This window comes from Streptomyces sp. NBC_01591 (genome assembly GCF_035918155.1).
Taxonomy (GTDB): domain Bacteria; phylum Actinomycetota; class Actinomycetes; order Streptomycetales; family Streptomycetaceae; genus Streptomyces.
Map to the genome: position 1 here is coordinate 4,114,207 of NZ_CP109327.1, position 19,229 is coordinate 4,133,435.

The window sequence follows — 19,229 nt, forward strand, 5'->3', positions numbered from 1 at the left end:
TGTCCCGCTCAGCACGTGATCATCGGCGTGTCGCCCCGGACCGCTTGTACGAGGCTGCTGCCCGCCGATCACCCCACCACTCCATTATGTGGCCCAGCCCACACATGAGGGCCGGGCCACACGAGGGAACACGGTCAGCAGGTGAGGCAGGGCTCCACGCCGTGTCCGAGCATCCCCACGGCGGTCTCGCTCAACGCCCCGAACGGGGCCGGTTCAGGAGAAGGACGGCGCCAGAGGAGAATGACTCAGGAGGCGGACGGCTCGATCTCCCCCGCGAAGACGATGACCTGGTCGATGAGGCTCCGCCGCAGATGGACGACGTCCGTTCCCGCCAGGCGGGGGCCTCCATCCGGCGTCGTGAAGACCCACTGGTACCGGGCCCACTCGTCCGGCATGTCCACCGCCGAACAGCGCACCATCGTGCCGGTCCCCGCGGGGTGGCGCCGGATGTCCAGCACGAACCGCTCGACCGCCTCGATCCCCTCACTGCGGCCCAACGGTCCCCAGAAGACCACGTCCGAGGTTAGGGCCTGGGAGAGCAGCGCAGTCACATAGCTGTCGTCCGAGGCGTTGAACGCGGAGATGAACGTGTCGATCGCGGACCGCGCGGTCTCTTCCTGCATGCACCAGTAATACCAGTCGCCTCGCGGACCGCGCTCCTCCCGTGAGCCGTGTCCCGACCACGGTGAACCATCCCGGTCACAGCACTAGCTAGCAGCGGGCACGGACAACATCGTCGGCATTTTCCACACGCCGCACGAAGTCCGCCGCCGGGCGACCCGCCGCACCCACCTACGCGGGCGCGAACCCGTGGACCGACATCGTCGGCTACCTGGACCCGGGCATTCCGTTCACCGGCACCCGCCAGGGCGCGGACGGGCTGTGGCGGGTGCCGCGTACGGACAACGGTGCGCAGCTGGGCTTGATGCGCGACGGCGATCTGCGGTGCGACGGGGGCTGACGGCCCGCTACTGCACCGGCCGCAGCCCCAGTGGTCCCGCGATCTCCTCGGCCATCACGCGGCCGGCCTCCTCGGCGAGGTCGTCGTCGATCGTCTCCGAGTCGGTGTCCAGGCCGTCCAGTTCCTGGAGGGGCTGGTTGAGGCGGATGTGGGCGATCAGGGACTGGAGGGCGCGCAGGGTGGCGGAGGCGGTGGAGCCCCAGTTGGAGAAGTAGGAGAACTGCCACCACCACAGGGCCTCGGTGGTGCGGTCCTCCTCGTAGTGGGCCAGGCCGTGGCGCAGGTCGGTGACCAGGTCGGCCAGGTCGTCCGAGATCCGGGCCGGGACCGGGGCCTTGCGGGGCTCGTACGGGTCGAAGACCTCGGAGTAGACGTCGATCGGCTCCAGCAGGGCGGCGAACCGCTCGCGCAGCCCGTCGGCGTCCGGCTCCGCGCCCAGGTCCGGCTCGTAGCGCTCGTCGGGGACGATGTCCTCGTACGCGCCGAGCCGGCCCCCGGCGAGCAGGAGCTGGGAGACCTGGAGCAGCAGGACGGGGACGGCCTCCTCGGGCTCCTCGACCTTGGACACCTCGGTGACCGCGACGATGAACGTCTTGATCTGGTCGGCGATCTGGACGGCGAAGTCGTCCGGGTCCTGCGTGACGGAGTTCAGCGTGGCGTCAGACATCGAGGGGACCTCCCGTGGGCACGGTCGCGAACGGTGAGTAGAACATAGCGTCGCTGAACGTAAAGCCGCCGTGAGTCGCGGGAACGGTCCTCGAAACGGTCACGGGAAGAACATCGGAAGACGTAAAGGCGTCACACATCGAGCAGGCGCCTCCCCTCGAAGGCGCGGCCCAGGGTGACCTCGTCCGCGTACTCCAGGTCGCCGCCCACCGGCAGGCCGCTGGCCAGCCTGGTGACCCGCAGGCCCATCGGCTTGACCATCCGCGCCAGGTACGTCGCGGTGGCCTCGCCCTCCAGGTTGGGGTCGGTCGCCAGGATCAGCTCCGTGATCGAACCGTCGGCGAGGCGGGCGAGCAGCTCGCGGATGCGCAGATCGTCCGGGCCGACGCCCTCGATCGGGCTGATCGCGCCGCCGAGCACGTGGTACCGGCCCCGGAACTCACGGGTCCGTTCGATCGCGACGACGTCCTTCGGCTCCTCGACCACGCAGATCACCGACGGGTCCCGGCGCGCGTCCCGGCAGATGTTGCACTGCTCCTGCTGGGCGACATTGCCGCAGACCGAACAGAACCGGACCTTGTCCTTGACCTCCAGGAGGGCATGGGCGAGGCGGCGCACATCGGTCGGCTCGGCCTGCAGGATGTGGAAGGCGATCCGCTGCGCGCTCTTGGGACCGACGCCGGGCAGCCTGCCCAGCTCGTCGATGAGGTCCTGAACCACGCCTTCGTACAACGGGAACGCCTTCCTTTCCTGTCCTGTCCTTGATGAGCCGTGCCGGAGGATTCAGCAGGTCAGAAGGGGAGACCGGGCATGCCGCCCAGGCCCTGGGCCAGCGGGCCCAGCTTCTGCTGCTGGAGCTGCTGCGCGTTCTCGTTCGCCGCCTGGACCGCGGCTACGACGAGGTCCGCGAGCGTCTCGGTGTCCTCCGGGTCGACGGCCTTCGGGTCGATCACCAGATTGCGGAGCTCGCCGGAGCCGGTCACGGTCGCCTTCACGAGACCGCCACCCGCCTGACCCTCGACCTCGGTCCTGGCCAGTTCCTCCTGGGCCGCGGCGAGGTCCTGCTGCATCTTCTGGGCCTGCTGCAGCAGTTGCTGCATATTGGGCTGACCACCACCGGGAATCACGGTCACTCCTGGCAATTCGACGACAAAATGTTTCGGTACGCCGAGCCTACGTGGTCACCGGGCAGCGCGCCCCACCCACTGGCGCGCAACTCTTTCGGGTGAGTTTCAGGCAGCCCCTGCGGGCCTCCTATACCTGATCACAGGCCCTGCGCACCCGGGAATACCGCGTTCTCTACCCCATGGCCCACCATTCGGCGGTAGGAAGGGCATGCGCATCAGGACACACAGGCGCACCGGTCGTCACGCAAGGTTACCTACGCGGGACTGTCGGCCACGCCGGAAAGCAGTGAGCACCCCGCCGTCTCGAACACATCGCCACATCAGGCGCCGCTACGCAGAACGCAGAGGAGTACCCGGTGAGCCAGCCGGAGAAGCAGCCCGAAGGGCCGCCCCGCAACGAGCCCGGTTCGACCGGTTCCTCCGGTTCGGGCTCCGGCGCACGCGGCCGGGACGCCCGGGGCCGGGATCTGACCGGTACGCCGTTCCCGCTCGGCGACTGGGGCGAACCCGCCGACCGCCTCGACGAGCTGTACCGCTGGGTCGAGGCCGACGCGCTGCGCACCGCCGACTGGTATCTGGGCGACCGGGTGTGGAAGCGCCGCGGGGCCAGGTCGCTGCGGATCGGCGCCGCGATCGGGGCGGTCGCGGGTGCCGCGCTGCCGTTGCTCGATCTGACCGGGGCGCTGGACGGGGCGGCGGGCTGGGGCTATCTGTCGCTGCTGCTGGGCGCCGCATGCATGGCGTGCGACCAGTACTTCGGCCTCACCTCCGGCTGGATAAGGAATCTCGCCACCGCCCAGGCCGTGCAGCGGCGCCTTCAGGTGTTGCAGTTCGACTGGGCGTCGGAGTGCGTACGGGAGGTGCTCGGCCCGACCGAGGGGACGGCCAGCGAGGCGGCCGAGCGGTGCCTGGGGGTGCTGCGGCGGTTCTCGGAGGACATCACGGAGCTCGTGCGCACCGAGACCGCGGACTGGATGGTGGAGTTCCGGTCCGGGCCCGCGCCGATGGGGATGCAGGCGCTGTCGTTGGGCACCGGGAGCGGGGGGCGTTCGGATCAGGGGGTGCTGTCGGGGCGGTTCCCGCTGCAGACGCTGGCCCGGCCGAACATGCCGCGCCAGCGCCCCCCGGAGTCCCCGCGGTGACTCCGGAGGTGCTCGGTCGCCCAGGAAGCATCGAAGCCGGAGCCTCTCGGCCCGCGCGACGGGGCAAAGCCTGCCGGGACGGGCACTGGCTAGCTGAAGATGATCATGGAGCCTTGGGCAAGGCTGCGGGTGGCCGCCGCGTGCAGGCCGAGCCAGACGTGCCGCTCGCGGGCGAACGGGCTGTTGTCGTACGGAATCGGGGCCGCCGGTTCCTCCAGGGAGGTCGGTGCGGCGGGCGGCAGCGGGGCGGCCGGCGGGTTCGCCGGGTCGATGCCGATGGACGGAGCGACGTACTCCAGCTCCCGCAGCAGTCCGTGCGAGGAGCCGAGCGGGCCGCCGCCCTCCAGCAGGTCGTCGTTGGTGAGCGGGGCGGCGAAGTCCAGCGGGACGTACGCCCCGGCGTGGTCGTAGTGCCAGACCAGGTGGGACTGTTGGGCCGTCGCCTCGAACATCTCCAGCAACTGCTCGTAGTCCCCGCCCAGTTCGCCGACCGGTGTGACGGCGAGTCCGCTGAGCTGGAGCAGAAAGGCGCGGCGCAGGAAGTGCAGGGCGTCGTAGTCGAAGCCCGCGATCGGCGCGACGTCGCCCGTCAGGCCCGGCATGTAGGCGTACACGGGGACGGGCGGCAGTCCGGCCTCGCCCAACGCCTTGTCGTAGACGGCAATCTCTTCGGCGAACGGATTGTCGGGGCTGTGGCACAGCACGTCGACGAGGGGAACCAGCCACAGGTCACAGGCCATGAAGTCTCGCTCTCCCACGGGTGCACATCGGAATGTTCATGATGGTCGGGCCAGCGTAATGCGATGGGCGCGTTGCGCACAGTGGCCGGTGGCGACGGAGAGACGGGGCGGGGCTACGCCTCCGGCGTCCGGGGGTCCGGGGCCTGCCCGCTCGGCCGCCCGGTCGACTGCCCGCCGCGCCCCGGATGTTCGAGGGCACCGGCCGCGAGCCGGTCCGCCCAGTTCAGCGCGTGGGTGTTGTAGTCGTCCATCACACCGCGGACCGCGTCGTGGTCGCCGAGCGTGATCGCCGCGACGAGGTCCGAATGGCCGTGCCAGAGCCAGTCCCGGGCACGCGCGTCATGGCGCAGGTACGGCACCGCGAACACCCAGGCCTGGACGCGCAGCCGGTGCAGGAAGTCGTTGATGTACGCGTTGCCCACGAGCGCGTGCAGCTCGCGCCAGAACCGCAGGTCGTAGCCGATGAGGATGTCGAGGTCGCCGCCCCGCGCCGCCCGTGAGGCCTCCTGGGCCCTGCGGCGTACGGAGACCAGACAGTCCCGGTACTTCGCCAACTGCGTGGACGGGAGTCCGGAGCCGAAGAAGATGCTGCGGATGACTCCGTCGATGACCAGGCTGCGGGCCTCGACCAACGACCGGTAGTCGGCGACGGTGAACTCCCGTACCCGGAAACCCCGGTGCTGGTCCGATTCCAGCAACCCCTGCGCGGAGAGATCGAAGAGCGCCTCGCGCACCGGTGTCGCCGAGACGCCGTACTGCTCGGCGATCTGCTTGACCGTGAACTCCCGCCCCGGCTGCAAACGCCCGGCGAGCACTTCGTCACGCAGAGCGTCCGCGATCTGCTGCCGCAGCGTGCTGCGGGTCACAGCTCCGCTCGCGCACATGGCGCCCCTCCCCATTTTTCGCCTCCGGTCACCTTAAGCCAGGGCCGCTGTGCCCGGATCCGGGCAGGGGAGAGGCGTCGTGCCACGGGCCGCGTGTTACGCGGCCCTGCGAGCCCGGATCACGCTGTGTGCTCGTCCGCGACCGACAGCGCCGCGTCGAGGGCCGCGAGGCCCTCCTTGGCCTCGGCCTCGGTGACGTTGCAGGCCGGAACGGCGTGCGTGCGGTTCATGTTGATGAAGGGCCACAGGCCGTTCTTCTTGGCCGCGGCACCGAAGGCCGCCATCGGCGCGTTGGCCTCGCCCGCCGCGTTGTACGGGACCAGCGGCTCGCGGGTCTCCTTGTTGCGGACCAGGTCCAGCGCCCAGAACGCGCCGAGGCCGCGGACCTCGCCGACCGACGGGTGGCGCTCGGCAAGTTCGCGCAGGCCGGGGCCGAGGACCGTCTCGCCGATGTGGGCGGCGTTCTCGATGACCTTCTCGTCCTCCATCACGTGAATGGTGGCGACGGCGGCCGCGCAGGCCAGCGGGTGACCGGAGTAGGTCAGTCCGCCGGGGTAGGCGCGGGTCTCGAAGGTCGCGGCGATCTCGGCGGAGATCGCGACACCGCCGAGCGGTACGTAACCGGAGTTGACGCCCTTGGCGAAGGTCATCAGGTCCGGCACCACGTCGAAGTGGTCGGCGGCGAACCACTTGCCGGTACGCCCGAAGCCGGCCATGACCTCGTCGAGGATGAAGACGATGCCGTACCGGTCGCAGATCTCGCGGACGCCCGCGAGATAGCCGGGCGGCGGCGTCATGATGCCCGCGGTGCCGGGGATCGTCTCCAGGATGATCGCGGCGATGTTGCCGGCGCCCTCGAAGGCGAGGGTGTCCTCCAGGTGCTGGAGCGCGCGGGCGCACTCCTCGGCCTCGGTCTCGGCGTGGAACGGCGAGCGGTAGAGGAACGGCGCCCAGAAGCGGACGACGCCCGCCGAGCCGTTGTCGGACGGCCAGCGGCGCGGGTCACCGGTCAGGTTGATCGCGGTGGAGGTGGCGCCGTGGTACGAGCGGTAGGCGGAGAGCACCTTCGCTCGGCCGGTGTGCAGCCGGGCCATCCGGACGGCGTTCTCGACGGCCTCGGCGCCGCCGTTGGTGAAGAAGATCTTGTCCAGGTCACCGGGGGTGCGCTCGGCGATGAGGCGTGCGGCCTCGGAGCGCGCCTCGATCGCGAACGCGGGAGCGAAGGTGGCGAGCTTGCCCGCCTGTTCCTGGATCGCGGCGACGACGGTGGGGTGCTGGTAGCCGATGTTGGTGTAGACGAGGCCGCTGGTGAAGTCCAGGTAGCGGTTGCCGTCGTAGTCCCAGAAGTACGCCCCCTCGGCGCCGGCGACGGCGAGCGGGTCGATCAGGCCCTGGGCGGACCAGGAGTGGAACACGTGCGCGCGGTCGGCGGCCTTCACGGCCGCGCCGGCAGCGGGGTCGACATGCGGGGCATGAGGGGCATGAGGGGTCATGCGGAGAGCGTAGGCCGCGCCGGGAGCGGCCCGACATGGCCACCTTGTATGGCGTGGGGCGCTTTGGTGGGCAGGGTGTCGGGTCGTCGGCGCACGGGTCGGCCCGCTGGAATGGATTGACAGCAAGCTGTCACAATGACAACATGTTGGCATGCTCTCGATGGTCACTCGTGGCCGTCGTCGGAGAGCGAGGCCGACGGGACAGTTCCGCCGAGGAGGCGCCATGACCGACACCCACAGGACCGTGCACCTGGCCGTGTACGACACTCTCGCCGACTGGGAGACGGGGCACACCACCGCCCATCTCGCGCAGGCCGGCTTCACCGTGCGGACGGTCGGCCCCGCCACCGGCCCCGTCACCACCATGGGCGGGCTGCGCGTCCTGCCCGACCTCGCGCTCGCGGACCTGAGCCCCGAGGACAGCGCGCTCCTGGTGCTCCCCGGCGCCGGGCTCTGGGACACCGGTGACACGCTCGCCCCCTTCGCCCGTGCGGCGCGCGGCTTCCTGGACGCCGGGGTGCCGGTCGCCGCGATCTGCGGTGCGACTGCGGGCCTGGCCCGCGAGGGTCTGCTCGACGACCGCGCGCACACGAGCGCGGTCTCCTTCTACCTCGCGGCCACGGGGTACAGGGGCGGCGAGCGTTACGTCGACGCGGACGCGGTGACGGACGGCGACCTCATCACGGCCGGGCCGACCGAACCGGTCGCGTTCGCCCGCGAGGTCTTCGCACGGCTCGGGGTGTACGAGGGCGAGAAGCTCGACGCCTGGTACCGGCTGTTCCACGACTCGGACGCGGCCGCCTACGAGGTCCTGAGCGCCGGCTCATGAGCCAGGAACCCGCGGATCGGGAGCCCGCCGGCCCGGAACCCGCGAACGAGGAACTGCTGAGCCGTACCGCGCTCGGCGTCTTCCGGCTCAGTGGCCAATTCCTCTCCGTCTCGGAGCGATTGGCCAAGCCCGCCGGACTCACCGCCTCCTGGTGGCAGGTCCTCGGGGCCGTACTCCGCGAGCCCCTGCCCATCTCCGGGATCGCCCGCATCATGGGCATGACCCGGCAGGGCGTGCAGCGCGTCGCCGACCTGCTGGTCGGCAAGGGCCTCGCCGAGTACGTACCCAACCCCGCCCACCGCCGCGCCAAGCTGCTGCGCCCCACCGACGAGGGACGCGCCGCGGTCCGGCGCATCGATCCCGGCCACACCGCGCTCGCCGCCCGGCTCGCCGCCGAGCTGGGCGAGGATCAATTCGCGGAGACCGTACGGGTGTTGGAGCAGCTGGCCGCCGCCATGGATGCCGTCGCCGAGGCATAGGCACCCCCTCGCCCGGCCTCCGCCGCCCCAGAGGACCCGCCCCTCCCAGGACGGGTCCTCTGCGTGTTCCCGGCCGAAGCCGCAACCGGCCCGGCCACGCTCTGCGTGGATCCCTATGATCGAGCGAGCCACGCCAGGCACGGTCAGTTCAATCCCGGGGGAAGGACGTGTCAGCGCCATGCAGAGCCTGACGCCACAGGATCCGCGCGCCATCGGTGCGTACCGGCTGCTGGGACGGCTCGGCGCCGGCGGCATGGGCCAGGTCTATCTGGCCCGGTCCGACCGCGGCCGCACCGTCGCGATCAAGCTGGTACGCGGCGAACTCGCCGAACAGCAGGAGTTCCGCGACCGGTTCCGCCACGAGGTACGGGCCGCCCGCCAGGTCGGCTCCGCCTGGACCGCCCCCGTACTGGACGCCGACACCGAGGCCGCCGTGCCCTGGGTCGCCACCGGATACGTCGCCGGCCCCTCCCTGCACGCCACCGTCACCGGCCGCTCGCGCACCCCCGAGGGGGCGGCCTCAGGTGCGTACGGGCCCCTGCCCGAGCGTTCGGTCCACATCCTGGGGGCCGGTCTCACCCACGCCCTCCAGGCGATACACGCCGCCGGGCTCATCCACCGCGACCTCAAGCCCTCCAACATCCTGCTGACGATCGACGGGCCACGCGTCATCGACTTCGGTATAGCCCGGGCACTCGACACCGTCACCGACGGCGGCGTCACCCGCACCGGGGCCCTGGTCGGATCGCCCGGCTTCATGGCGCCCGAGCAGGTGCGGGGCGAGCGGGTGACCCCGGCGTGCGACGTGTTCTGTCTCGGCTCGGTACTGGCGTACGCCTCGACCGGCCGGCTCCCGTTCGGGACCTCCGACAGCCGAGTGCACGCGCAGATGTTCCGGATCGCGCAGGAAGACCCGGACCTGACCGGCGTCCCCGTGGACCTCGTCGAACTGATCAGGGACTGCCTGCACAAGGACCCGGCCGCCCGCCCGACGACGGACGCGATCCTGGAGCGCCTGGCCGACGGCGACACTGCGGAACCCTGGCTCCCGGGCGCACTGATCGCCCAACTCGGGCGCCACGCGGTGGAATTGCTGGACTCCGAGGACCCGGAGGAGGAGGCGGCGGCCGGGCCGGCTCCCGTGACGGACAAGAGCCCCCCGGCGCCCGCGCCCCCCACGCCCTCCACGCCTCCCGCGGACCGCCCCGTGCACACGCCGCCCACGACGGCCGGCGCCCCGACCCCGCCGCCCGCACCCGCGTCCGCCCCTCCGCCCGGGGCCCCCGCCTACGGCTACCCGCCACTGCCCGCCCAGCCGCACCCCGGCCAGGGCTTCGGCCCCCAGCAGAACCACGCCGGTTACGGATATCCACAGCAGCAGTACCACCAGCCGCAGCAGCAGCCCGGATTCGGCCCCACGCCCCCGTACGGCCCCACCTACCCCACGGCCCCGCAGCCCGGCCCCGAACCCGCCCGCCGCGGGAAGGGCTCGACCATCGCGCTCGTCGCCGTCGCCGTGCTCGTGGCCATAGGAGCGGGCGGATCCGTCTACGCGCTCATGAACGGCAAGGCGCCGGGGACCACGGCGTCCCCCACCGGCTCCCCGTCCTCCTCGGACACCTCCTCGGGCTCCCCCGCGACCGACGATCCGTCCTCGCCGGACCCCTCCACCACCGACGACCAGCAGAACAGCGACGGCCCCATCCCGTCCGGCTACCTCGGCACCTGGTCGGGCTCCATCGACAACGCGGCCGGACACTCGACCCGGAAACTCGTCATCCAGCAGGGCGCGGTCGGCGAGAGCGTCCTCACCCTCACCGCGGACGGCCCGCTCGACACGGGCGGCTCCTACCACTGCGTCTTCCAGGCGGACCTGACCACGGAGCCGTCCCCGGGCGGCCCCGTCGAGGTCGGCCCCTCCACGGTCACGGTGGGCGAACCCATGACGTCCTGCACCGCGGGCAAGGCCACCACGCTCACCCTGCTCCCGGACGGCTCCCTGCGCCGCGAGAACAACGACAGCGGCGAGCAGCTCACCTACACGAAGGACGACTGAGCGGACCGGGCCGAGCCGCTCAGACCAGGCTGCGCACCGTGAGGCCGATCCCCACCGCAAGGACGGCCAGCGCGGTCAGGACGCTCCCGTACGGGGTGTAGCGCCGCAGGGCGGGCAGGCGCCGCTCGCCCAGGGCGGCGAGCCTGTTGCCGCCGCCGGCCAGCAGCAGCCCGGCGGAGGTCAGGGTGAGCGCCATGCCGCGGGCTTCCGGCTGGAGAAGGTGCCGTTCCGCATCACGCCCGAGGCGTCGCAGATGTTCGCCGAGGTGACCGGTCGCCCGGGTCCGCGCGCGGGCAGCCTGCTCGGCACGCTGACCCCGAACTTCGACTACGTCCCGGGCCGGACCGCGCCCACGGGCTTCCCGGGCTTCTGACCCTCCTCGGTTCGGCCGACGTCCGGCCGGTCCCGTTCGCGGGGCCGGTCCGGGTGTCGGCCGTTTCGTGCTGCCCGCAGCCGTTCACCCCAGCAGGGCAGACGCCGCGTTGAGCAGCAACAGCGCAGGGACGAACCTGCCAGGCTCCGTGGGCGGGAAGCGCCACGCCAGCGGCCATGTACGGCCGCTCAGGGCCGGGATCGGTACGTAACTGATCCGGCCCGCCGTCGCGTTCAGCGGAGTGCCCCCGGCCGGCCAGGCCTTGCGGGCCGTACTCCCCGCCGGAACGAGGAAGTACACCGCCCGCTGCCCGTTCGCCTCGGTGACGACGGGCCCCGGCTCGCCTCCCGTGATCGCCTCCATCTGCACGCGATTCACATCGTGCACGGCCTGTTCCGGACGGAGGACTGCGCAAGGGCGCTGATCGGCGGCGGCAACTGCATCGAAGTCGCCCTCGACTGGCGCAAGTCCTCGTGCAGCAGCTCCAGCGGCGGCGAGTACATCGAGGTGGCTGCCTGCACACACACCGTCCACGTCCGGGACTCCAAGGTGCCGCAGGGCCCCACCTTCGCGGTCGCTCCCAGCGCCTGGTCGACGTTCCTCACCTGGGCGAACTGACGGTTTGCTGGGCCGAAGTCGTCCGGCCCAGCAAATGTGTACGACTTGTGGACGTCATGGCATACCCTGCGTTCCTGGGCCGCACCCCTCTCTCATCTCTGGGTGCCATGCGGCCCTCTCTTACCGTGGGGGTACATCATTTTGCGTACGCGCAGAATCTCGACCGCGACCTCGCTCGCGGTCCTCTTCAGCTCAGTGGTTCTGGTCGGCGGGGCGGCGAATCCGGCCGCTGCCGACTCCTCCAAGATTCTTCCCGCCGCCTCCGTCGGCGACGTCGTCGCGGACGGCGTGCACCAGCGGGTCTTCATCAGTGACCCGACCGGTGGCAAGGTCCTCGCCACCGACTACAGCGGCAACGTCGTCGGTACGATCCCGTCGCTGCCGGGCGTGACCGGCCTCGAACTGTCCGCCGACTCCGGCACGTTGTACGCGGGTGTGCGCGGCGCCGACGCCATCGCGGCGATCGACACCTCCGCTCTGGTGGAGTCCGCCCGCTACGCGACCGGCGCGAACACCAAGCCCGCCCACCCGGCGCTGGCGGGCGGCAAGCTCTGGTTCGGCTACGGGGCGGCGGCCGAGGGCAACATCGGGTCGCTCGACCTGTCCGGTGCCGAGCCGGTCGTCACCCTGGACCAGGAGCCGAACCGCACCTGGTACGCGGCCCCGACCCTGGCGTCCACGCCGGGTGCGCCGGGCACGCTGGCCGCCGGTATCGAGGGCCAGAGCCCGACACAACTGGCCGTGTACGACGTCGCCTCGGGGACGGCCACGCGGACCGCGCAGGTGTCCACCGACGGGGGCAACATGCGCGACCTGGCGCTGAGCCCGGACGGCGAGCAGGTCGTGGTGGCCAGTGGGTACCCGTACCACCACCAGGCCTACCGGACGTCGGACCTCACGCCCGGGACCACGTACCCGTCCGACGCGTACCCGAACGCCGTGGACATCGCGCCGAACGGCACGGTCGCCGCGGGCATCGACGGCTCGTACGAGCCGGACGTGTACGTCTACAAACAGGACACCACCAAGCCGATCCGGACGTACGACTTCCCCAACACCGGGACCAGCAGTGGATCGGACCTCCTGGTGCCGGCCGGGCTGGCCTGGGCTCCGGACACCAGTCGGCTCTTCGCGGTCACCGAGAACAGCGCGGGCGTCCGTTCGCTGCGGGTGCTCACCGACGCCGTGAAGTCCGCGAGCACCGTCACGGTCAACGCCCCGGCGAACTCGGCGCTCAACAAGAAGCTGACCGTCACAGGACGGGTGAAGTCCGAGGGCGCGTTCCCGGCGGGCGCGGAGGCCACGGTCACGCGTACCGACATCGAGTCGCCCAAGGGCAAGGCGCTGCCCGCGGTGGCGCTCAAGTCGGACGGCAGCTTCTCCTTCACCGACACCCCGACCGCGGGCGGCCAGGTCACGTACAAGGTGTCGTACGCGGGCGACGCGACCCACTCCGCGGCGTCCGGCTCCGACAAGGTCGCCGTGCCCCGGACGGTCACCTCGCTGACCCTGAACCACAACAAGGCGCTGTACTCCTACGGCACCGATGTGTCGTTCACCGCGCACCTCGGCAAGACGTACAAGAACCGCACCGTCGAGCTGTGGGTGGACCCGTTCGGGCCGGACAAGCCGAACAAGCTGGTGAAGACCGGCAAGGTCAATTCCGAGGGCAACCTGTCGACCACGGTCGACATGACCCGGGACACCACCGTCACCGCGATCTTCAAGGGCGACGGCCGGTACACCTCGAAGAAGGTCACGTCGACCGCGTTCGCCAAGGTGAAGGTCTCGACCGCCATCTCCAAGCAGTACAAGACGGCGAAGATCGGCAAGACGTCGTACCGGTACTTCCACAAGAAGACCAACCCGGTCTTCACGACGACGATGACGTACTACAAGAACCGCTCGCACAAGCTGTCCCTGGAGCTGTACTACCAGGGCAAGTGGTACGACGCGGGCTCGGAGTACTTCAAGCTCGGCACCAACGGGAAGTCCCTCGTGACGCTGACCGGCACCCATGACACGGGCTACCGGATGCGCGTCCGCGCCTCGTACGTCAACGGCACCTCGGGCGACACGGTGAACTCGACCACGCACGGGGCCTGGCAGTACTTCATCTTCACGAAGTAGCCGGTTCCGCAGGCGAGATGAAGGGTGCGGGGCCGGGAAGGCTTGCCCGGCCCCGCACCCCTCTCCGCCCCCGCACCGGTCAGCCCAGCAGCTCGCGCAGCCGGAGCGCCTGTCGCTCCGCGGTGCCGGGCGGGTTCCTGGGGTGCGCGGGGTCATCGGCGGAGAGGATGAACAGCCAGGTCAGCGCCAGCAGTCGGCGGCATTCCCGCAACCGGGCACGTTCCTGGGCGTTCAGGTCGAAGCAGGCGAGGAAGGCGGCGGTGTCGAAGCCGCCGTCGACCCAGCCGGAGACATGCTCGGTGATCTCCGCGAGCTCGAAGGCACGGTCGCTGCGGCCGGAGTCCTCGAAGTCGACCACCCCGATGCGTGACATCTCCGCGTCCCAGAGGTAGTTGGCGAGGTTCCCGTCACCGGGACCGAATACCGGCACAGGGTCCCCCGGCGCGGCGGCCCGGTCCCGGCCGTCCAGCCAGGCCATGCCCTCGCGCAGGGCTTCGCGCACCGCGGCCCCGGCAGCCGGTGGTGGGTTCCGGCCGTGCCAGGTGTGCAGTCGCGCGATCAGCCCGGCTTCGTGGTCCGGGCGCACCGGCACCCGTACGAGCCGGTCGTGCGGAACGGCCCGGTACAGCGCGTCGAGCGCTTCGGCCATCGCCGACAGGCGTTTCGCGTCCACCGGGGCTCCTCGCAGCGGAACCCCCGGCACCCGCGACATCACCACGGTCGGCGGAACGGCGTCGCGATCGACGGCGATGGGTGCGGGGGCGAGGCCCGGGGCATGGGCGTCCAGCAGAGTCAGCGCCCGCCACTCGCGGTCGAGCAGGGCGCGGACGTCGCCCTTCCGGTACCGCTTCGTCACGACGTCGCCGCGGATCTCGACCGTGTGGGTGCTCCACCGCACGGAGTCCATGACGCTCCTAGACCAGCGGCTTGGCCGACATCAGCAGATGCTGGTGAGCGGGTCGGGAGCCCTCCAGGTCCTTGCCGGGCGTCCGGCCGGTGACCATCGCGCGCTGGCCGGGGCCCATCAGCTCGAACCTGATCACGGGGGTGTCGAACGAGCCCAGGGCGTCCATCAGATACGCGGGGTTGAAGGCGACCGTCAGGTCTTCGGCGCCCTCCATCACGGCGGGCAGGCGCTGGGAGGCGACATCGTCCTCGTAACCCGCCTGGAGCAGCACCGAGCCGTCGGAGAAGGCGAGCTGGAGCGGGCTGCCGCCCTCCGCGACCACGGCGACCCGCTTGACGGCCTCGACCAGGGGCGCCCGGTCCGTCTCCGCGACGACCGCGCCCGTCATCGCGAACAGCTTGTCGTGACGCGGCAGCCGGCCGTCGAGCAGACGCACCGTCGTACGCATCCCGGCCAGTTCGAAACCGGCCGAGCCGCCGTCCAGCGCGAGCCGGACCATGCCGCCCCGGCCGAAGGAGCGGGCGATCTCGGTGAGCCTGCGGGCGGAGACCACGACATCGGCCGGGGCACCGGCCAGGACGTCGTCCGGGACACCGGCCGGGGCACCGGCCGCGCCGGGCTTCCAGGCGAGGGTGCGCACCGCGAACCGGTAGCGGTCCGTGGCGGCGAGCGTCATCGTGTCGCCGTCCAGCGACAGCCGGATGCCGGTCAGGGTCGGCAGCGTGTCGTCCCGGCCCGCCGCCACCGCCACATGGGCGACGGCCGCCGCGAACTCCTCCGCGTCCACCTCACCGAGCACCTCCGGCAGCGACGGCAGTGCCGGGTAGTCGTCGAGCGGCAGCACCGAGAGACCGAACCGGGCACCGTCACTCGCCAGCGAGAACCGCGACCCCTCGACCGCGCACTCCACCACCTTCTCGGGCAGCACCCGGCAGACATCGAGCAGCCGGCGGCCCATGACCAGCACCTTCCCGGCCTGTACGGTCTCCGCCTCCACCTCGATACAGGCGGACGCCTCGTAATCCAGCCCCGAGATGCGCAGCCGGCCGTCGGCCGCCTCCAGCAGCAGCCCGCCCAGCACCGGAACGGGCGAGCGCGTGGGCAGCACCCGGGCGGCCCAGGCCACGGCATCGGTCAGTGCGCTGCGCTCAATGCGGAATTCCATGGCGGCGGCCTCTCCCGGTCGACTCCGATCGCGGACGCGATCGCGAGCCGACACTAGGGGCCGCCACTGACAACGGAAGAAGAAGAACGGTTGCGGCCGACGCGACAGCGGCCACCCCCGTGAGCCGCTGCTGTCGCCCCCGTACCCCTCCCCCAAGGGGTGCCGCAACCGTGTTCGGACTCTAGGTCCTCGGGTACATACCCGGAAGCTTCAATTCGCACTGTGTGGGCCGCCGTGGGTATCAGTACGCACAATCAAACCGGTAGCCTGCATTCCGGTTTTTGGGCAGGAGTGGAGGATCTGTGCACGCGCGGGATCGGGCCGATGACGTACTGCGGATGTACCGGCTGGCCCGGTCGGGCGGATCCCGGGAGCTTCTGCACTGGGTGTCCGGCCGGGCGGCGGGCTGGGCCGGGCTGCTCGACGGGGACGGCACCGTGCTCCACGGCGTGACCCGCAGCACGGACGGTACGGGCGTCGAGGCGGCCGCGCTGGCGGGCGAGTACGCGAAGGACCTGTCGGGGCTCGACGCGCGCTCCTTCGCCTTCGACCGGGGCTCGCACACCGCGCTGCTGTTCCCGCTGGACGGCCCGCCGGACGCCGCCGCCCCGATCCTGGCCGTGGTCGCACCGCGCCCGCTGCCGGACGGACTCGTCATCCTGCTCTCCGACGTGGCGATGCCGCTCGCCATGTGCTGGGCCGCGGAGGCCGTGGAACGCAAACGGCGCCGCGTCGACCTCGCGGAGTCCCGCAGCAGGGAAGCGGTGCTGCATCTGCTCATGACGGGGCAGCTGTCCATCGCGCACCAGGTGGCGGGCGCCCTGAAGCCCACGCTGCCCGACCCCGCCCGGGTCTACGTCGTGGAGTGTCCGGGCGGCCGCCGGGACGAGGTGGCGCGGATCTGCGCGGAGCTCTCCGGCGGCCGGTCCTGGATCGTCCGGTGTCCGGTCTACGCGCGCCATCTGATCCTCGTCGTACCGGCGGACGCGGACGCGGCCGAACGGTGGCTCGGCCTCCGGGTCGCCGAAGTGGTGACCGAGTGCGTCGTGGGGGTGAGCGAGGACGTACCGCTGCCCGACACGGCGACCGGTTACCGGCAGGCGTTCCACGCACTGGCCGTGGCCCGTGGACTGCCGGACCGGCATGCCCGTTTCGGCGCGGCGCCGGATCCGGCCGTGGCCGCCGGGGCGGCCGGCGCACAGTGGGCGGACGAGCTGCTGCACCCGTTGCTCACGTATCTGCCGCGGCGCAGCCAGGACCCGGGCAGCCAGGAACTCGCGGCGACGCTCGCCTCCTGGCTGGCGTTCTCCTCGCACGCGACCCAGCATCTGAAGATCCACCGGAACACCCTGGCCGCCCGGCTCCGGCTGATCGGCGAACTGCTCGGCCTCGACGTGAACCGGGTCGGCGACCAGGCCGCCCTGGACCTGGCCCTGCGCATCCGGGCCACCCCCGCCACACCCAGGAAGGCCCGCCGGGACAAGAAGACGGACCGGCCGCCGCTCGGCCTGGACGACATCCTGGGCGCCCCGGCCGTACGGGAATGGGCGGCCCAGCAACTGCGCCCGCTCACCGGGCCCGGTACTCCCAAAAACGCCGCCGACCCGTGGCACACCCTCCGCACCTGGTTGCGATGCGAAGCCCAACTCGCCGCGACGGCTGAGTCGTTGGACATCTCCGTGCCGGGCGTCCGCAAGCGTCTGACCCGGCTCGAATCGACCCTCGGCCGCTCGCTGCTCCAGGCACCCAGCGCCCGCTACGACCTGTGGCTCGCCTTCCGGGCGCTGGACATCGAGGAGGTCGCCGTCTCCCGGTGAGGACGATGCGCCGGACGGTGTGTCAGCAGCCCAGCCGGGAGCCCGGTGCCGTGCCGATGGGCACGCCGAACACCTCAGCGGGCCGTCTGGACGTCCCGCCACTCAAGCCCCAATAGTCTGGACCTGTCAAGGTCTGGACCAGCAGGCGAACGACGGGCGAACACCGTCCGACAGGACCTGCCGGCCACCCCCAACTCCCTTATGGCGCACATACGGTGACCCGGAAAGCCCGACGAGCACCGGACCCGCACCGCCGTACCTGCGACGCATTCGACGAGGGGAGTACAAGGAAACCGTGGAGTGGCTCAGCGCCGAGAACATCGTGGCCGTGGCAACCGCCGTACTGGGTGTCCTGGCCTCCGTCGGAGTGCTCTGGTACGAGCGACGGGTACCCCGCCGCAAGCGGATCGGCTACCGCGTCCAGATGGACACCCCGATCGGCAGCGACGTCAGTCAGGGGCGGGCCAATGTGCGGCTCGGCCTCTTCAACGAGACACCGGACATGGCCGATGCCACGCTCGTCCTGCTGCGGATCGAGAACGACGGCTCGCAGTCCATCGCCGACAACGACTACACCGGACGTGAACTCCACGGGCTGACCGCCGAGTTCACCGGCCGCACGGTCCGCGGCGTCGCGGTCACGCACTCGCCCGGCGCCGACCATCTGATGGAGCACTTCACCGCGGCCGCCGGGCTGCGCGAGAGCGGACCGCTCATCCGGCTGCCGCGCGTACCGCTCAACCGGGGCGAACACTTCAAGCTGCTGGTGCTGCTCACCGGGGCGGCCGTGGGCAGCCCCGTCCGCATCGTCGGCGGCATCCGGGACGGCGAGGTCACACCGAACAGCGCGGTCCGCCCCGACGACAAGCCTCCGCTGTTCGGCCGGGCCGCCCGGCTGATCACCGTCGCGCTGACCGTCTGCGTCGTCACGCTGGCCTCGATCATCCTGGTGCGCGACGACACCCCGCCCCCGATGGGCTGCGCCCGCGGCACCCTGAAGGTCACCGGCTCCACCGCCTTCAAACCGGTCCTGAAGGAGCTGGCGAAGAAGTACGAGAAGGAGTGCGAAGGCTCCGACATCCGCGTGGACCCGCACGGCAGCAACGCCGGGATACGGGAACTCGCCGACCGGGGCGCCGAGGCCGGGAAGTCCGGCTCCCCCGCGCTGATCGCCCTCTCCGACGGCCCCAAACCGGACGGCTACCCGCAACTGCGCGAGAACCGGGTCGCCGTCTCGCTCTTCCACCTCGTCGTCAACGACCGGGTACCGCTGAAGAATCTGAGCCTCACCGACATCCGGCGGATCTACCGCGGCGAGATCCGCAACTGGAAGACCCTCGGCGGCCCCGACCTGCCCGTCCTCCTGGTCAGCCGGGACGCCAACTCCGGCACCCGCGAGGTCTTCCAACGCCGCGTGCTCGGCCGCAACGAACCCGCCCAGTCCTCCCGCGACTGTGCCACCAAGGACGACGTACGGGCCAGGGTCGTACGCTGCGAACTCGACTCCACCGAACAGGTCCTGGCCACCGTCGGCCGGCTGGACGGCGCGATCGGCTACAGCGAACTGCGCTCCGGCTCCGAACTGTCGGGAGCCCACCAGCTCGCCATCGACTCCGCCACCCCGTCCGTCGACACGATCGGCTCCAGCACGTACCCGTACCGCGAGATCGAGTACGCCTACACCTACGGCCGGCCGCCCGCCGACTCCCTGGCCTCCAGCTTCCTGGGCTACCTGAGCCGGGGCAACGGTCAGGACGTGATCCGGACGCACGGGCACCTGCCGTGCGCGACGCCGAAGGGGCTGCGGATCTGCGGCGAGGACTGAGAACGGAACGGGGGAGG

Annotated in this window: 20 protein-coding genes; 9 read left to right on the forward strand and 11 right to left on the reverse strand. The window is 71.2% G+C overall.

Features of this window, described 5'->3' with window-relative positions; all coding sequences use genetic code 11:
* Nucleotides 1-245: 245 nt before the first annotated feature.
* From OG978_RS19030 to OG978_RS19045, 4 genes are all read right to left on the reverse strand, one after another.
* Nucleotides 246-623, reverse strand: a complete 378-nt coding sequence (locus OG978_RS19030) for a nuclear transport factor 2 family protein (protein ID WP_024757633.1) — start codon at nt 621-623, stop codon at nt 246-248.
* Nucleotides 624-968: 345 nt separating this feature from the next.
* The gene (locus tag OG978_RS19035; protein ID WP_326766387.1) at nt 969-1,628 is read right to left on the reverse strand and encodes a DUF5063 domain-containing protein; all 660 of its coding nucleotides are present in this window, start codon (nt 1,626-1,628) and stop codon (nt 969-971) included.
* Nucleotides 1,629-1,759: 131 nt separating this feature from the next.
* Nucleotides 1,760-2,359, reverse strand: a complete 600-nt coding sequence (gene recR / locus OG978_RS19040; RefSeq protein WP_266417409.1) for a recombination mediator RecR — start codon at nt 2,357-2,359, stop codon at nt 1,760-1,762.
* Between the two features lie 59 nt (nt 2,360-2,418).
* A complete protein-coding gene (locus tag OG978_RS19045) occupies nt 2,419-2,754 on the reverse strand; it encodes a YbaB/EbfC family nucleoid-associated protein (protein WP_072487886.1) in 336 nt (111 codons plus the stop codon).
* Nucleotides 2,755-3,110: 356 nt separating this feature from the next.
* Between OG978_RS19045 and OG978_RS19050 the strand changes: the two genes are divergently transcribed.
* The gene (locus OG978_RS19050) at nt 3,111-3,896 is read left to right on the forward strand and encodes an SLATT domain-containing protein (RefSeq protein WP_326766388.1); all 786 of its coding nucleotides are present in this window, start codon (nt 3,111-3,113) and stop codon (nt 3,894-3,896) included.
* 89 nt (nt 3,897-3,985) lie between these two features.
* Here OG978_RS19050 and OG978_RS19055 read toward each other — a convergent pair whose 3' ends face one another.
* From OG978_RS19055 to OG978_RS19065, 3 genes are all read right to left on the reverse strand, one after another.
* Nucleotides 3,986-4,636 (reverse strand): hypothetical protein, encoded by a 651-nt coding sequence (locus OG978_RS19055; protein WP_326770081.1) that lies wholly within the window; start codon nt 4,634-4,636, stop codon nt 3,986-3,988.
* Nucleotides 4,637-4,749: 113 nt separating this feature from the next.
* On the reverse strand, nt 4,750-5,520 hold the full coding sequence (locus OG978_RS19060) for a GntR family transcriptional regulator (RefSeq protein WP_326766389.1): 771 nt from the start codon (nt 5,518-5,520) through the stop codon (nt 4,750-4,752).
* A 119-nt stretch (nt 5,521-5,639) separates the two neighbouring features.
* On the reverse strand, nt 5,640-7,013 hold the full coding sequence (locus tag OG978_RS19065; RefSeq protein ID WP_326766390.1) for an aspartate aminotransferase family protein: 1,374 nt from the start codon (nt 7,011-7,013) through the stop codon (nt 5,640-5,642).
* A gap of 223 nt (nt 7,014-7,236) precedes the next feature.
* Between OG978_RS19065 and OG978_RS19070 the strand changes: the two genes are divergently transcribed.
* From OG978_RS19070 to OG978_RS19080, 3 genes are all read left to right on the forward strand, one after another.
* Nucleotides 7,237-7,842: a DJ-1/PfpI family protein gene (locus OG978_RS19070; RefSeq protein WP_326766391.1), complete on the forward strand. Its 606-nt coding sequence runs from the start codon at nt 7,237-7,239 to the stop codon at nt 7,840-7,842.
* The gene (locus OG978_RS19075; RefSeq protein WP_326766392.1) at nt 7,839-8,321 is read left to right on the forward strand and encodes a MarR family winged helix-turn-helix transcriptional regulator; all 483 of its coding nucleotides are present in this window, start codon (nt 7,839-7,841) and stop codon (nt 8,319-8,321) included. Before OG978_RS19070 ends, OG978_RS19075 begins: the two co-directional genes overlap by 4 nt.
* 178 nt (nt 8,322-8,499) lie before the next feature.
* Nucleotides 8,500-10,377: a serine/threonine-protein kinase gene (locus OG978_RS19080; protein ID WP_326766393.1), complete on the forward strand. Its 1,878-nt coding sequence runs from the start codon at nt 8,500-8,502 to the stop codon at nt 10,375-10,377.
* A 19-nt stretch (nt 10,378-10,396) separates the two neighbouring features.
* Here the strand turns inward: OG978_RS19080 and OG978_RS19085 are convergent, their stop codons facing one another.
* On the reverse strand, nt 10,397-10,573 hold the full coding sequence (locus OG978_RS19085) for a hypothetical protein (protein ID WP_326766394.1): 177 nt from the start codon (nt 10,571-10,573) through the stop codon (nt 10,397-10,399).
* Nucleotides 10,574-10,597: 24 nt separating this feature from the next.
* Between OG978_RS19085 and OG978_RS19090 the strand changes: the two genes are divergently transcribed.
* Nucleotides 10,598-10,750: a hypothetical protein gene (locus OG978_RS19090; protein WP_326766395.1), complete on the forward strand. Its 153-nt coding sequence runs from the start codon at nt 10,598-10,600 to the stop codon at nt 10,748-10,750.
* A gap of 84 nt (nt 10,751-10,834) precedes the next feature.
* Here OG978_RS19090 and OG978_RS19095 read toward each other — a convergent pair whose 3' ends face one another.
* Nucleotides 10,835-11,113 carry a hypothetical protein gene (locus OG978_RS19095; protein ID WP_326770082.1) on the reverse strand — a complete coding sequence of 93 codons (279 nt, stop codon included), beginning with the start codon at nt 11,111-11,113 and terminating at the stop codon, nt 10,835-10,837.
* An 18-nt stretch (nt 11,114-11,131) separates the two neighbouring features.
* Here OG978_RS19095 and OG978_RS19100 point away from each other — a divergent pair, with 18 nt between their 5' ends.
* On the forward strand, nt 11,132-11,368 hold the full coding sequence (locus tag OG978_RS19100; protein ID WP_326766396.1) for a DUF397 domain-containing protein: 237 nt from the start codon (nt 11,132-11,134) through the stop codon (nt 11,366-11,368).
* Between the two features lie 141 nt (nt 11,369-11,509).
* The gene (locus tag OG978_RS19105; RefSeq protein ID WP_326766397.1) at nt 11,510-13,498 is read left to right on the forward strand and encodes an Ig-like domain repeat protein; all 1,989 of its coding nucleotides are present in this window, start codon (nt 11,510-11,512) and stop codon (nt 13,496-13,498) included.
* Between the two features lie 79 nt (nt 13,499-13,577).
* Here the strand turns inward: OG978_RS19105 and OG978_RS19110 are convergent, their stop codons facing one another.
* Both OG978_RS19110 and dnaN read right to left on the reverse strand, forming a co-directional pair.
* Nucleotides 13,578-14,405 carry a phosphotransferase family protein gene (locus tag OG978_RS19110; RefSeq protein ID WP_326766398.1) on the reverse strand — a complete coding sequence of 276 codons (828 nt, stop codon included), beginning with the start codon at nt 14,403-14,405 and terminating at the stop codon, nt 13,578-13,580.
* Nucleotides 14,406-14,412: 7 nt separating this feature from the next.
* Entirely contained in the window at nt 14,413-15,570 is a 1,158-nt protein-coding gene (dnaN, locus tag OG978_RS19115; protein WP_326766399.1) for a DNA polymerase III subunit beta, read from the reverse strand.
* A gap of 338 nt (nt 15,571-15,908) precedes the next feature.
* Between dnaN and OG978_RS19120 the strand changes: the two genes are divergently transcribed.
* Nucleotides 15,909-17,387, forward strand: a complete 1,479-nt coding sequence (locus tag OG978_RS19120) for a helix-turn-helix domain-containing protein (RefSeq protein WP_326770083.1) — start codon at nt 15,909-15,911, stop codon at nt 17,385-17,387.
* A gap of 295 nt (nt 17,388-17,682) precedes the next feature.
* Nucleotides 17,683-19,212 carry a substrate-binding domain-containing protein gene (locus tag OG978_RS19125; protein WP_326766400.1) on the forward strand — a complete coding sequence of 510 codons (1,530 nt, stop codon included), beginning with the start codon at nt 17,683-17,685 and terminating at the stop codon, nt 19,210-19,212.
* The last annotated feature ends 17 nt before the right edge of the window (nt 19,213-19,229 follow it).

Excerpts from the sequence above, each read along its gene's own strand:
- OG978_RS19030 (WP_024757633.1), bottom strand. The coding sequence starts at position 623 with ATGCAGGAAGAGACCGCGCGGTCCGCGATCGACACGTTCATCTCCGCG.
- OG978_RS19035 (WP_326766387.1), bottom strand. The coding sequence starts at position 1,628 with ATGTCTGACGCCACGCTGAACTCCGTCACGCAGGACCCGGACGACTTC.
- OG978_RS19055 (WP_326770081.1), bottom strand. The coding sequence starts at position 4,636 with ATGGCCTGTGACCTGTGGCTGGTTCCCCTCGTCGACGTGCTGTGCCAC.
- OG978_RS19060 (WP_326766389.1), bottom strand. The coding sequence starts at position 5,520 with ATGTGCGCGAGCGGAGCTGTGACCCGCAGCACGCTGCGGCAGCAGATC.
- OG978_RS19065 (WP_326766390.1), bottom strand. The coding sequence starts at position 7,013 with ATGACCCCTCATGCCCCTCATGCCCCGCATGTCGACCCCGCTGCCGGC.
- OG978_RS19070 (WP_326766391.1), top strand. The coding sequence starts at position 7,237 with ATGACCGACACCCACAGGACCGTGCACCTGGCCGTGTACGACACTCTC.
- OG978_RS19075 (WP_326766392.1), top strand. The coding sequence starts at position 7,839 with ATGAGCCAGGAACCCGCGGATCGGGAGCCCGCCGGCCCGGAACCCGCG.
- OG978_RS19080 (WP_326766393.1), top strand. The coding sequence starts at position 8,500 with ATGCAGAGCCTGACGCCACAGGATCCGCGCGCCATCGGTGCGTACCGG.
- OG978_RS19085 (WP_326766394.1), bottom strand. The coding sequence starts at position 10,573 with ATGGCGCTCACCCTGACCTCCGCCGGGCTGCTGCTGGCCGGCGGCGGC.
- OG978_RS19095 (WP_326770082.1), bottom strand. The coding sequence starts at position 11,113 with ATGGAGGCGATCACGGGAGGCGAGCCGGGGCCCGTCGTCACCGAGGCG.
- OG978_RS19110 (WP_326766398.1), bottom strand. The coding sequence starts at position 14,405 with ATGGACTCCGTGCGGTGGAGCACCCACACGGTCGAGATCCGCGGCGAC.
- dnaN (WP_326766399.1), bottom strand. The coding sequence starts at position 15,570 with ATGGAATTCCGCATTGAGCGCAGCGCACTGACCGATGCCGTGGCCTGG.
- OG978_RS19120 (WP_326770083.1), top strand. The coding sequence starts at position 15,909 with ATGTACCGGCTGGCCCGGTCGGGCGGATCCCGGGAGCTTCTGCACTGG.